The organism is Arthrobacter tumbae (assembly GCF_016907495.1).
GTDB classification, from domain to species: Bacteria; Actinomycetota; Actinomycetes; order Actinomycetales; family Micrococcaceae; genus Arthrobacter_D; species Arthrobacter_D tumbae.
The window spans coordinates 2,484,581-2,497,337 of sequence record NZ_JAFBCC010000001.1; the positions used below are offsets into that span (position 1 = coordinate 2,484,581).

Consider the following 12,757-nt stretch of genomic DNA (forward strand, 5'->3'; position numbering starts at 1 on the left):
CATGTCCGTCATCGGACCGTTGTTGTTCGTGCTGTCCTGCATCCGACCGTTATCTCAAGAGGATACGGGATCGACAGTCGATATTGGCAGTGCCAGTAAGACAGCGGCTCGTCGGCGGACAGACCAAACATGTGGTGAGGCGAAGGGTCAGCGCCGTTTGTGAACGAACGTATGCGCATATCCGACCGGCCGGTGCCACCGGCGGGGCCGTCAAGTAAACGTTGCTAACCGAAAGTGAGAAAACCATGACCACCAGTTCTGACACCGTGCGCGTCCTCGTCTGGGGAGAGAACCGCCACGAGCAGGTCCAGCCCGAAGTCCGCGCCATCTACCCCGACGGCATGCACAACACCATCCGCGAGGGCGTCGAGGAGAACCTCGGCGCGCGGGCTGTCGTTCGGACCGCCACCCTCGACGATCCCGAGCACGGCCTCACCGAGGAGGTCCTCGAGAACACCGACGTGCTCGTGTGGTGGGGGCATGCCGCGCATGGGGAGGTGGCGGACGACGTCGTTGAGCGCGTCCACCGCCACGTGCTGGCGGGGATGGGGCTGCTGGTGCTGCACTCGGGCCACTGGTCGAAGATCTTCGGGAAGCTGATGGGCACCTCGTGCACGCTGCGGTGGCGGTCCGAGCGCGACCGCGAGATCGTGTGGACAGTGAACCCGGCGCACCCGATCGCGCAGGGCGTACCGCACCCGTTCATCATTCCGGAGCAGGAGATGTACGGGGAGTTCTTCGACATCCCTGCGCCGGATGAGCTGATCTTCCTCAGCACCTTCAGCGGGGGAGAGGTGTTCCGCAGCGGCTGCACATTCAAGCGCGGCTTCGGGAAGATCTTCTTCTTCAGCCCGGGTGATCAGGATTACCCGGTCTACCACCACAAGGACGTGCGCCGGGTGATTGCCAACGGTGTCGAGTGGGCCAAGACCCTCCGGCCCGAGCGCACCGACCCGGTACTGCTGCGCTACGAGACCGAGGACTTCTACACCGGCCACGGCTACCAGGGAGCGATGAGCAATTGATCATCTTCAAGACCGTTGAGACCGCCGGCCCGCTGCGGGTGGCGCAGGTGGGTGCCGGTGGCATGGGCAAGGCCTGGATCAAGACACTTCAAGCGAACGACGACGTCGAGCTGGTCGGTCTCGTGGACCTCAACCTGGGTGCCGCGCAGACTGCGGTCGAGGAGTTCGGGCTACGGGATGTTGCCTTGGGCACCTCGGTGTCGGAGGTGGCGGCGGCGACCGGTGCGCACGCCGTCGTGAACGTGACGGTGCCGGCGGCCCATCATCCGGTGAATGTGGAGGCGATGTTCGCCGGGTTGCCGGTGCTGTGTGAAAAGCCGGTGGCGCCGACGGTGGCGGAGGGTATGTCGTTGGCGGCTGCGGCGGAGGTTAGCGGACAGCTGCTGATGATCAGCCAGTCGCGCCGGTACTTCCAGGGGCTGACGCAGTTGAAAGCCTTGACTGCTCAGCTGGGCGACATCGGTGTGGTGACGACCGAGTTCTTCAAGGCCCCGCACTTCGGCGGGTTCCGGGAGGGGATGGCGCATGTGCTGCTGGTGGACATGGCGATCCACCAGTTCGATGCGGTGCGGTTCCTGTTGGCTCAGGATCCGGTGTCGGTGTATTGCGAGGAGTTCAATCCGTCGTGGAGCTGGTACGACGGCGCTGCTGCCGCCACCGCGGTGTTCCAGATGACCGGTGGCACCCGATACGTGTACACGGGGAGCTGGTGTGCGGATGGGTTGGAGACGTCGTGGAACGGGTCGTGGCGGGTGAACGGTGCGGGGGTACGGCTGTCTGGGATGGTGCGGGAACGCCTGTTGCGGAGTTGGTGTCCGGTGCCGCTGCGGTTCCACCTGGGTCGCACGAGGAGGAGATCGCCGGGGCGCTGGCTGAGTTTGTGTCAGCGTTGCGGTCCGGTGAGGTGCCGTCGGGGGAGGTGCACTCGAACGTGTTGAGTCTTGCGATGGTGGAGGCTGCGGTGCAGTCGGCGTCGACGGGTCAGCGGGTGCTGATCGACGATGTTGTGGAGGAAGCGTATCGGGTCGCTGTGGCGGAGGAGCGACGTGGGGATGTGCGGGCGGCGCTGGAGGCGTGGGATTCAGGGAGAGGGGCGTGGAGAACCCGAGGGTTCGACCGAGGGCAAGTAGAGTAGATCGCTGTCCGTGAGAGGTCGATTCTGAAGTGGAGACCACGCATGCGCCTAGCCCTTTCCTGGACTGGGTAGCGATATTAGAGCAGCGCGGGCTGTAGGAGTCACTTCGAGCACAGTTGTGGGATGACCTATCGCCTCATTTTCCTCAATCCCAACTCAGACCTCCCGGTTTGGGATGGTCCTCGGATAGTGCATCCGGACGTTGATGCCTGGTGCTAGAACGCGGCGGCGCCAGGTTCCAGTGCATCAAGCCCGCGCGGTCCACTGCACAGCTCTCTTACCTCTTCCAGCAATTCTTGCCGGAGTTGACTGAGGAGGAATAGGTAATCGTCTGGAGCTATCTCGCCTTCTTCCAGGTATCGGTTGCAAGCACGAATGATCCGGGAAAGCCAGATTTGTGCGTCTGAGTCATGACGCACTTGATCACGAACTCGCTTCACATGATCCCGCATATCGATGACGCTGGCCGTTGCTCTCTGGAAGTCGGCGAGATCTCTCGCGCCGCGAACGGTACGTGGAGCGGTTATGGAGACCGAACGTCGGTGGTGGAAATCATTTATCAGTCCGCGGACGGCTTGAATCTCCAGCCTCCGCTGCTGTAGCAGGTAAGTGCCGTATGCGATGGCGACAGTGAGTAAGGCGCCAATGAAAGCGATCAGCAAATCAGCCGGAAATGTATCCCACATCTGGCGAGGTCCCCCCCTTTTATAGTTGCGTAGCAGTGCAGAACCACGAGTGTGTACTCCGTATCGTTGGCTGAAGCGAATACCCTGGTCAGGTGAGCCAAACCAATGGGGGAGGGGCAGTGCCGCAGCTGCCCGAGGGGCTGTATGAGCTCCTGAAGACTGACGTGATTGCCGAGCAACTGGCGGCGACACCCGAATTGCACGCGTCGTTTGAGCAGATCGATGAGAGCAACGCGCCTGACATCCTCTCGCGTCACGTAGCCGACGCCGTAAGACGTGCCCTGGCGGAAGCCGCCCCGGAAGCGCGCGTCCAGATTGCCAACAGAATCCTGGAGCACGTCAGCCATCCGGCCACCATCGCCGCCGGTCCTCAGGAACTCCACGGACTTCACCGACCTGAGAACCTACGACGCCGTAGCGTCAAAAGACCCACCACACGCCTCAGCGAGTCGGCACTCCTTACCAATAGCAAGGACGATCCGAACCTCGCAGCAGAACTCCGTGCCGAGATGGATTCAGCGAACACCGTCGACCTCCTCTGTGCCTTCGTCCGCTGGACCGGGCTGCGCCTGCTGCACCCCTCCCTCGAAAGGCTCCACGAACGTGGGGCAAGGCTCCGAGTTATCACCACCACCTACATGGGTGCCACTGAACGCCGTGCCATCGACGACCTCGTCACCCGCTATGGCGCCGAGGTCAAGATCAGCTATGAAACCCAGGCCACCCGCCTCCACGCCAAAGCGTGGCTCTTTCGCCGGGAAACGGGGTTCGACACCGCCTACGTCGGAAGCTCCAACCTCAGCAAGGCCGCGCTCCTTGACGGACTCGAGTGGAACGTCCGACTCTCCAACATCGCCACGCCCACCCTGCTGAAGAAGTTCGAGGTCACCTTCGACAGCTACTGGGAGCAGCGAGCCTTTCAGAGCTATGATCCCGAGCGCGATGGCGACAAACTCGACGCAGCTCTCGAACGAAACGGTGGCAAACGCACCGTCGCCCCGGATGGTGTAACCGGACTGGAAGTCCAGCCGTACTTGCACCAGGAGGAGATGCTCGAGGCACTTGAGGCTGAACGGCTCAAAGGTCACACTCGCAATCTCCTCGTTGCCGCCACCGGAACTGGCAAGACCGTCATCGCCGCACTCGACTACAAACGCCTCAGTGAAGCCGCAGGCCGAAACCTCACGCTCCTCTTTGTTGCGCACCGCCAGGAAATCCTGCGCCAATCCATGAGCACCTACCGCAACGTCATGCAAGACGGCGCTTTCGGCGAGCTCTACGTCGGCGACAACAAGCCGACACAGTGGAAGCAGGTCTTCGCATCGGTCCAGTCACTCAATGCAGGGGGAATCCAGCAGCTCGAACCGGACATGTTCGACATCGTCGTCATCGACGAGTTCCACCACGCCATGGCGCCTACCTATCGAAGCCTGATCGACCACCTCACACCGCAGGAGCTACTCGGCCTCACCGCAACACCTGAGCGAGGTGACGGCATCAACGTCGCCGACCAGTTCTTCGATGGTCGTACGGCGAGCGAACTGCGACTCTGGGACGCCCTCGATGCCGACCTTCTGGTGCCCTTCCACTACTTCGGTGTGTCCGACGATGTCGACCTCAGGCTGGTGGAGTGGAAGCGAGGCAACTACGATCTCGCCCAGCTCGACCGCCTCTACACCGGGAACGACGCCCGCGCAGCAAAAGTCATCCGCGAAGTCCGTGACAAAATCACCGGAACCGACCAGATGCGTGCCCTCGGCTTCTGCGTCTCCGTTCAGCACGCCCACTACATGGCGGAGGTCTTTAACCGTGCAGGCATCACGTCGATAGCCCTGCATGGTGGAACGGACGACGACGAACGCGCGCTTGCGCTCACACAGCTACGCGACCGCCAAATCAACTGCATCTTCACCGTCGACCTCTTCAACGAAGGTCTTGACCTCCCCGAAGTAGACACGATTCTCATGCTTCGCCCAACCCAGAGCGCGACGATTTTCCTTCAGCAGCTTGGCCGCGGGCTGCGGCGCGCTGAGGAGAAATCGGTCCTCACGGTGTTGGACTTCATCGGGCAGCAGCGTCGGGAATTCCGCTTCGACCTGAGGTATCGAGCGCTCACGGGGTTCGGCCGAAGGCAGCTCGAGAAAGCGGTCGACGACGAGTTCCCGTTCCTGCCGTCTGGTTCCCAAATCGTTCTCGACCGTGTGGCGCAGCGAGCCGTGCTGGAGAACATCCGGGCTCAACTGCGGTTCAACCGTGCGCAGCTTGTGCGTGACATTGCCTCCTACGGCGAAACGGTACTACCTGAGTACCTCGAGCGATCTGGCAATGATTTGAGAATTATTTACCGATCGACGCGGGACTCCTGGACCGGATACCTACGCCAAGCTGGCCTGATCGAGGGGTTTTCTCCAGGGGAGGCCGCCATAACGGGAGGGCTGGCAGAACTTGAACAGGAGAAGCAACTCCTGCTGCGCATGGTGCGGCTGCTTCACGTCGACGACCCAGAACGAGCTGAGGCATACGCGATGCTTGTCAGCGATAGCGCTCCAAGTTATGAAGACCTCGGGCCACGCGAAAAGACGTTCGCCAGGATGCTTTTCTACACGCTATGGAGCGACGGAGGTGGTTTCCAAACGTACGAGGACGGCCTGAACCACCTCAGGCGGTTCCGTTTCGTTTGTGACGAGATACGGCAGCTTGTAGAACTGGGTGTCGCTGATTCAAAGCACGCCGCGAAGGGGCTCGGCGCCGGGCTGCAGCATGTTCCTCTGCTATCCCATGCGACCTATCGGCGCGAAGAAGTTCTAGCAGCACTGGAATATGGCTCCCTTGAGCTCGGCAAGAACGTGCAGCATCGTGAGGGCGTTGCCTGGTGTCCCACCACGTCGACCGACGTCTTCTTCGTCACGCTCAACAAGGATGAGCAGAATCACTCAGCAACCACCATGTACAAGGACTATGCGATTGGCCCAGACCTCTTCCACTGGGAGTCACAGAACACGACGACACCGACTAGTCCCGTTGGGCAGCGCTATCTCAACCACATGTCACGGGGGTCTCAGGTATTGCTCTTCACCCGCGACACTGCGGAAGACGAGAGCGGGCTGACTGTGCCGTACACGTGCCTGGGCCAGGTTGATTACGTCCAGCATTCCGGGGAGAAGCCCATAGCGATTACCTGGAAGCTGCACCGTCCAATGCCGGCGGACGCGTTTGCATCGGCATCAGCAGTAGCCCGATGAGCCGGACCCTTAAAAACTCGAACCTGGAGATGGAACTTGACGCGTCAGGCATGCACCGAGTGCGCCAGTCGCACCACGGGTCATCCTGTGGATTGGCTCCACCCGCTACTCGAAGTTGGAGTGACGCCCGTCTTAGCGAACAGAGCACCAATGATGACGGCGAGTGGGGGCCGGCGACGTCCCGTGGGGAATGGACCCTCATGTACCTTCGTGGGCTCACCGTCAGACAGATTGCCACCCTGTGCCGTGTCGATTACGAAAAAGTACGGCTCCACATCCGCTCCCAAGAGCGTCGCGACCCGACCCTCCCCGGGCGCCGGCTGATCCTCCATGACCAGCCGGCGCCGGCACCACCGCAGCGGAGTGCCCCATATCGGGTGCCCTGGGAAGACAGGTTCGTCAAACTGCGGAAATTTGTCCAACGCCAACGGCGGTTCCCTCAGCAGCTCTCGCCGAACATGGAGGAGAAGAACTTGCACCGTTGGCTCCGGCACCAGCGCACCCGCTACACCGAAGGACGCATGAGCAAGGACCAGGTGAAGCAGCTCGACACTCTCGGACCCTGGCGCGGCACCATGCTCGGTGACCGGGAAACCCACTGGCGGGCCGTCCACACCCAACTGCTGCAGTTCATCCAGGACACCGGGCGCATGCCGCACCGCGAAAACGAAGGCGCCACCGCGCTCGAGGCGACCCTCGACGTCTGGATTCAAACCCAACGGGCCAAAGCCCGCGCCGGGAAACTCAAACACATCAGGCGGCATACCCTCGACCGATCCGTCCCGGACTGGAACAACACGCGGACCTCGTTGCGCTCAGGTGCACGTTCCGCCCTTTTGCAGACAATTTCGGCTCGCTAGCGGGCGGTGAGACCACGAAGCGACCAGCCCAGACGGTGTGAAGCGCCAGGCTTTGTCGAAGTTGATTGGTAAGCGGAAGCCAGCCTTTCACCTCGTGCTTCACCTAGAAGGACGCGGGCGGGGTCCGTACTGCGTTCCTCGCCGCAGGTGCGGCCGAGGGGTATGCGTCTGTGTCAGACTTGATCGAGAAAGCGGTCCTGAAGGAAGTGCGCCGGCTGCACCGCAAGTACAACGGCGGCGAACCCCGGGGCCGGTCCCGCCGAGTGCTTTCCGTACGGGCAGGCGGAATCTCGACGAGGAGAAGCACCGGACCGAATAGATTTCCCTTCGCGCAGCGAACCCGGGGCCGGGAGCTGTGGTGCAGCTCCCGGCCCCACCTTCACGTCTAGGACGCCAGAAGATTGAGCAGAGGAGTACACCGCTACATGGCCGTACAGGACCAGCCCCGCTTCCTGACCATCAAGGACGTCGCGGCCGAACTGGCAACCAGCGAATCCCAGATACGTGCACTCCTCAGCTCCGGGGATCTGCCCGCGATCCAGATTGGCGGCCGCGGGCAATGGCGCATCGAACGGGCAAAATTCGAGGATTACATCGCCGACGCCTACACCCGCACAGTCGAAGCACTCAAACGAGGCATGGACGTCAGCACCGAAGACGAAGACTAGGCCTGACCTTTACTTCTTCTCAGGCGGGCAACGGGTGGCTCTCTGTTCGCGCTCATTCCTGAAGCTTCCGCGTTCCCGCTCCACGCCGTCGGCGAACCACCCAGCCTCCTCCCAAGGTCAGTCGGTAGGATCGCTATCAGCACATCGATTCCCCCATCGGTGATGCTTAGTGAGGATTCGGACGATGAGACTCGATCCTCACCCAGTGCCGGCTCCCGTACGTTTCCCCCATTCGTACGGCCGCCGGCACCACTCATTCAACTGATGACTTCGCCCGCAGAGATTGCGTTCTTCCAGAAGACTGCAGTGGATTAGGGTCTCGTCGAACCAGTCTTCCGTGAGCAGTCAGCTGGCTTTCACGACAGGTAGTTCGTCCCATCCGGTGGTGTAGCGGGGGGATTGGTGTTTGCGGCTCATGGTCCAGTCCGGTGGTTTGAGCATGCCGGCTGCACCAAGGCCAATGCTGGTGGAACCGTACTTATCCTTGACCTTACCCATGAGGCTGCCGATCTCACGGCGCTCGTGCACCGTCACGAACTCGTCGAAGGTCGGTTCGGCTCCGGCGGGGGAGAGACCGGTCAGCATGACTCTGGCCCGCGCATAGGGGACTCCTTCGATCAATTCGCCGTCCAGGGCGTTCACGGCAGCCTTGGTAAGGATGACCGGGTCAGCGGTCGGTGTCGACAGTTTCACTGTCACGGACGGGAAGGAGGAGGCCCTCTCGTTGAAATGCGACGTCCCGGCGAACACGGTCATCACCTTCGCAACCTGTTTGTCCCGGGCCAGCCTGACTGCAGCAGACTGGGCGTACAGGGACAGGACTTCATGCATGTCCTTGATGGTGATGACCGGGGTGGAGAACGACCGGGAAAAGATCGTCTGCTTCTTGTCTGCGCGGGTGGTTTCCAGTTCGATGCACGGGACGCCGCGCAGCTCCAATACCTTCCGCTGGACGACGACATTGAACCTCTTGCGGATCAGCACCGGATCGGCGTCCCGTAGGTCCTTGATGGTGTGAATGCCCATGACGTTCAGGCGTTTACCGAGACGGCCGGCGATTACCCAGATGCCGGTGACCGGGACGCGGCTCATGATGGTTTCTACGTGCGCGGCCGGCATGGTGTCCAGATTGCAGACCCCACCCATCCAGGGGTTCTGCTTCGCGACCCGGTTGGCGAACTTCGCCAGGGTTTTCGTGGGCCCGATGCCGACGCACACGGGCAGCCCGGTGTTCCGGGCAACAGTCGATCTGATGTTCCTGCCGGTAACGACGAGCTCCTCGGGAGCGCCCTTGAGAAGCAGGAACGACTCGTCGACGGAGGACACCTCAAGGGCAGGCGAGTACCGCCCCAGGATCGTCATGAAGCGAGCGGATAAATCACCATAGAGCTCGTAATTGCTCAACCGCTGGATCAGGCCCCACCCTTTCGCACGGGCCGCCAGCTTGAACCACGGCTCTCCCATCTCGATGCCCAGCGCTTTGGCCTCGTTCGAGCGGGCCACCACGCAGCCATTGTTGGACAGCACCACCGTCGGAACACCCTCCAGTGCGGGGTCGAAAACGCGTTCACAGCTGACATAGAAGCTGTTCGCGTCCACGAGGGCGAAACGGCGGTGGTCATGGCCAAGACCTTTCTGGGTCATCAGTGCGGTCCTAGGGTATGTGCACTCTCGCGCTCACCTTTGGTGCCGCCTCAGACATAGTGTAGACACCGGGTGACCACACCCCAAATGCTCAGGTCCGACAGTTCGGCAACCACGATGTCCGGAAACGCCGGATTCTCAGCAGCCAGAACGACCCCGCGGGCTGTGATGCGCAGCCTCTTAATGGATAATTCCCCGTCGAGCACGGCGACCACCACCGATCCGTCCTCGGGCGTGAGAGAGCGGTCAACAATGAGCTCGTCGCCGTCGCTGATTCCCGCGCCGGTCATACTGTCCCTGGAGACGCGCACGATGAACGTGCTCGTCGTATCGGCGATGAGGTGCTTGTTGAGGTCAATGCCTTTCTCGTAATAGTCCTGAGAGGGAGAAGGAAAGCCGGCAGGAATGGACATCGGAGAAACCAGAATCATGGCGTCCGGTGCCCGAACCCTGACCTCCTGCACAAGAGTCACCGGCACTGTCACACCGCACCACCTATCGAAGAAGTATTCGATTAAAATACACCCTCACGAGCTCAACCACAGGTGGACGACCTTTGAGCGTCACCCCTTCGGGCTCCACCCGCCCACAGATGGATGACCTAGATCAGCTTTTGCTGTGCAGTGCCACGAGCTAGAAGAGGCTGTGCATATCCCACCGCTCACTCAGGGCGAGCTCTCCGGTGTCGGTGACGTGGTGGATGTGTGCAGGCGGGCCTATGGCCCCTGCTGTCCATTTGTGTGCGGGACAAGCAGCGAAGCGAGGGGGGCTTGTGCCGTGCACATATGGGCAGAAGGCCCTCAACGCGATGCTCACCATTGTGTTAGATAGTGCGAGCAATAAACGATCCACTCGTGCACGATGGTGCGGCGCCCCAATAACCCTTTTGGGCACAGGAGCAACGTCGCGAAGACGAAGACGGCATCAGAAAAAGCGCGCGGTGTCGCGTCATAGTCGGGCAGAAAGAGCAGTCAACTCATAATTCGGTATGGTGCGGAGGTGGAAGATTTCGAGGACATGGTTTTGGAAATCCGTCAGGGTGTAGAGAGGCGAGGCCTGCGCCTCATGGAAGCGGTATTCCCGGGGCAGCCGGCTGTAGTTCTTCAGTATGAGACGACTTCCGTTGACGAAATCCTTGACCTGGCCCAGCACGCGTTCGCGCCATTTTTGTCCCTCACGGTTTCGCGCCTTGACCCATCAGAACTCATAGAAACATGGCATCCGGATGACGATGCGAAACCGGAGCCGCCCCCACAGCTTTTGAACCAGTGGCAGGAGCGTTCCGGACAGATTGATGGGGTTTTCCTCCAATGGATCGCCAGTGGTGCCGTATTCCTCTACCACGCTGTGCCGTCCTGGAAGCAGGAGTTGGAGGAGATCCAAGAAAGCTGGTCCGAGGAGCAGGACGCTCAGAGCACAAACCTGTATAGGGCATCCCGGATCCGAATAACACACCTAGCCGAACAGCTCGAGCGTGATCCTCAGTACCGGGGCGGAACGACCCACACACGCGTCTCCATTGGCAAAACTTTTCTGGAGCCGTTGCTGCAATCTAACGAAGGTGGCTACATCACCACCCTCATTCTGCGAGAGGCAAGCCGCCTCGTTCGCGATAACGCACAAGCCGAATACTCGAAGCTGATGGGGCGCATAGACGAATTAGCTAGAGAATTGCGCGCCAGCCTGCCCTGGCAGGAGATTCACACAGTCAGAGACCGCACAGCTGTAGCGCGGAAATTTCTTACCGAGCAGTCGAACGGATACGCACCTTCCACAGCCATGACCAATGAACTGCGCAGATTGGCCGAACAATCCAGATAACAACGGGCGCCGGTGGGAAAATCATGCCGCCTACAAACCGGTGCCCTACTCTGCATTGGCAATTGACTGACGCTGGTTGCTTCTAGGGTTCATCGACCGTACTCCGGTTTTCCTGCTTCAGGTATGCCTGCCTGATGAACCCTGTTCGGGTGGTTCGACCAGCACTTTTATCCGTTCGAGGAACGCTTGGGCCGCGGCCAAGTACTGCTGGCGGACTTGATTGATTGCTCTTACCTGGGTCCCTGGGACAGTGACGCTGAGTAACTGCTCAAGCCGAGTGCCGCCCGGTATTTCTGTCAGTCTGTACCCGGTACGTGCTGCCTCATCGGGATCCCCGACAATTCGAATGAGGGCCCAACGCTTCGGTACTTCTTCTACAACCTCGACGAGGTGTACCTGCTCGCGTCCATCTCGGTGGCTAATATAGCCCTGCATCTCGCCGACATCATCGGGGGTGCCCGGTACACGGAACGCTTTCACTACATGTGGATCAAGGAGCGTAGCGGTTTCCGCCGGTTTGATGAGAGCCCAAACCTCGCCGGGGGTGGCAGCTAAGTCGATGCCTGCGGCGACATCGATCACTTCATCACGCAAACGTTCAAATTCCATCGAACCGCCCCCCTACGGCTTGAGACCGCGGACGCCTCACAGGATCAGCGAAACGACACCTACACAGAAAGGTAGCTCACCGCACTGACAAGCTAGGTTCAGATGAGAATTCTGACGCCCCAAGCTACCAGGGCAGCATGCGGTTCTTGTTATCCAGCGTGCGAAAGATGCAGATCGGAGTGCGCAGCAAAATTAGGGGCGGTGTGTGCGCTGTAGGCGCTGCACACCTTGCCGATAAGGAGGTCCACGGCGGCTTCGACGTCCTTGGTTTCTGCCGGGATGCCTCGGCGGACTCGGCTTTCTGCGTTCACGATGATGTATCCCCATCCGAACAACGCGTCGCAGCCCAGGCTGCAGACAAGCATTGCCACGGACCGAAAGTCTTTGCGCTCCTGCTCGGTGCACTCGCTTCGAGGCTTGATGTGGCCGGCGATCAGGAGTCGGGACGGGCGTTCCTCACCACAGATTGAGCACGGTGCTGTAACCCGGCCCCGCAGTAGATGCCGACGCAGATCTGCTTGTTCTTGGCGAACCTCACCAAGAGACACTGCATCTGTACTTTCACCTTCCCAGAATTCGTCCGGCCGTCCGAAGAGGCTTCCACCGTCGGTGGTGCCAGGAGCAGGCAAATCGAGCTCTGCCAAGAGTGCAAGGCCGTCCTCCTCGGACAGCGCTGACAGGTACTTTTCCTGCGGTCGACCATTTCTGTCGAGCGGTGCGCTGCCTCCTACGCGGATCAGCTGGGCAACGCGCTTGTAGTGCAGTTGTAGATCGGTTCGAATGGGATCAACCTTGACTAGCCAGCCGTCGTCGCCTTCCCCTTCGAATATCAGCGGGTAGCCCTCCGGACGAGGCCACGGCCTCCATGGCTCCGACACCCGGCTGACCGCGCGGAGGAAGCTCTCCGCATGGTGAAACACGATGTCCCCTGGCTCCAGAGACTTGATTAGTCCACGGGCAATATCAACTCGGCCATTGGCGCGCGGACAAGTCCACAGAGTTCCAAGGGGGATCACTGTGCGGTAATTGACGCCTTGGCTCGCCCACCAGTAATTGATCATGTCGCC

Annotated in this window: 12 protein-coding genes; 7 read left to right on the forward strand and 5 right to left on the reverse strand. The window is 60.7% G+C overall.

All coding sequences use genetic code 11. The features are described 5' to 3' along the window. Positions 1-245: 245 nt before the first annotated feature. Complete coding sequence (locus JOD47_RS11950) at positions 246-1,025, forward strand: ThuA domain-containing protein (protein ID WP_204534556.1); 780 nt, start codon at positions 246-248, stop codon at positions 1,023-1,025. After that, on the forward strand, positions 1,022-1,963 hold the full coding sequence (locus JOD47_RS11955; protein WP_307836270.1) for a Gfo/Idh/MocA family protein: 942 nt from the start codon (positions 1,022-1,024) through the stop codon (positions 1,961-1,963). The genes JOD47_RS11950 and JOD47_RS11955 overlap by 4 nt, the downstream gene beginning before the upstream one ends. Positions 1,964-2,375: 412 nt before the next feature. Here JOD47_RS11955 and JOD47_RS11960 read toward each other — a convergent pair whose 3' ends face one another. Then, positions 2,376-2,846, reverse strand: coding sequence for a hypothetical protein (locus JOD47_RS11960; protein ID WP_204534558.1), 471 nt, complete (start codon positions 2,844-2,846; stop codon positions 2,376-2,378). A 128-nt stretch (positions 2,847-2,974) separates the two neighbouring features. On the opposite strand from JOD47_RS11960, the gene JOD47_RS11965 reads away from it, so the two are divergent. The 4 genes from JOD47_RS11965 to JOD47_RS11980 all read left to right on the forward strand — a co-directional run bounded on the left by JOD47_RS11965 (position 2,975) and on the right by JOD47_RS11980 (position 7,616). Continuing rightward, complete coding sequence (locus tag JOD47_RS11965; protein ID WP_204536659.1) at positions 2,975-6,088, forward strand: DEAD/DEAH box helicase; 3,114 nt, start codon at positions 2,975-2,977, stop codon at positions 6,086-6,088. Positions 6,089-6,288: 200 nt separating this feature from the next. Beyond that, complete coding sequence (locus tag JOD47_RS17690; protein ID WP_275577932.1) at positions 6,289-6,948, forward strand: helicase associated domain-containing protein; 660 nt, start codon at positions 6,289-6,291, stop codon at positions 6,946-6,948. 170 nt (positions 6,949-7,118) lie between these two features. Continuing rightward, positions 7,119-7,337 carry a ParB family protein gene (locus JOD47_RS17795; protein WP_307836271.1) on the forward strand — a complete coding sequence of 73 codons (219 nt, stop codon included), beginning with the start codon at positions 7,119-7,121 and terminating at the stop codon, positions 7,335-7,337. Positions 7,338-7,373: 36 nt separating this feature from the next. Next, complete coding sequence (locus tag JOD47_RS11980) at positions 7,374-7,616, forward strand: helix-turn-helix domain-containing protein (protein WP_204534562.1); 243 nt, start codon at positions 7,374-7,376, stop codon at positions 7,614-7,616. A gap of 345 nt (positions 7,617-7,961) precedes the next feature. Here JOD47_RS11980 and JOD47_RS11985 read toward each other — a convergent pair whose 3' ends face one another. Then, positions 7,962-9,260, reverse strand: coding sequence for a Y-family DNA polymerase (locus JOD47_RS11985; protein ID WP_204534563.1), 1,299 nt, complete (start codon positions 9,258-9,260; stop codon positions 7,962-7,964). Between the two features lie 50 nt (positions 9,261-9,310). After that, positions 9,311-9,691: a LexA family protein gene (locus JOD47_RS11990; RefSeq protein WP_204536661.1), complete on the reverse strand. Its 381-nt coding sequence runs from the start codon at positions 9,689-9,691 to the stop codon at positions 9,311-9,313. Positions 9,692-10,259: 568 nt separating this feature from the next. Between JOD47_RS11990 and JOD47_RS11995 the strand changes: the two genes are divergently transcribed. Further along, on the forward strand, positions 10,260-11,081 hold the full coding sequence (locus JOD47_RS11995) for a hypothetical protein (protein WP_204536882.1): 822 nt from the start codon (positions 10,260-10,262) through the stop codon (positions 11,079-11,081). Between the two features lie 117 nt (positions 11,082-11,198). Here the strand turns inward: JOD47_RS11995 and JOD47_RS12000 are convergent, their stop codons facing one another. Next, a complete protein-coding gene (locus tag JOD47_RS12000) occupies positions 11,199-11,690 on the reverse strand; it encodes an SRPBCC family protein (RefSeq protein WP_204534564.1) in 492 nt (163 codons plus the stop codon). A gap of 149 nt (positions 11,691-11,839) precedes the next feature. Beyond that, positions 11,840-12,751: an HNH endonuclease signature motif containing protein gene (locus tag JOD47_RS12005; protein WP_204534565.1), complete on the reverse strand. Its 912-nt coding sequence runs from the start codon at positions 12,749-12,751 to the stop codon at positions 11,840-11,842. Positions 12,752-12,757: the final 6 nt, after the last annotated feature.

Coding starts and splice junctions, on each gene's coding strand:
- JOD47_RS11950 (WP_204534556.1), top strand. CDS start 246: ATGACCACCAGTTCTGACACCGTGCGCGTCCTCGTCTGGGGAGAGAAC.
- JOD47_RS11960 (WP_204534558.1), bottom strand. CDS start 2,846: ATGTGGGATACATTTCCGGCTGATTTGCTGATCGCTTTCATTGGCGCC.
- JOD47_RS17690 (WP_275577932.1), top strand. CDS start 6,289: ATGTACCTTCGTGGGCTCACCGTCAGACAGATTGCCACCCTGTGCCGT.
- JOD47_RS11980 (WP_204534562.1), top strand. CDS start 7,374: ATGGCCGTACAGGACCAGCCCCGCTTCCTGACCATCAAGGACGTCGCG.
- JOD47_RS11985 (WP_204534563.1), bottom strand. CDS start 9,260: ATGACCCAGAAAGGTCTTGGCCATGACCACCGCCGTTTCGCCCTCGTG.
- JOD47_RS11990 (WP_204536661.1), bottom strand. CDS start 9,691: ATGATTCTGGTTTCTCCGATGTCCATTCCTGCCGGCTTTCCTTCTCCC.
- JOD47_RS12000 (WP_204534564.1), bottom strand. CDS start 11,690: ATGGAATTTGAACGTTTGCGTGATGAAGTGATCGATGTCGCCGCAGGC.
- JOD47_RS12005 (WP_204534565.1), bottom strand. CDS start 12,751: ATGATCAATTACTGGTGGGCGAGCCAAGGCGTCAATTACCGCACAGTG.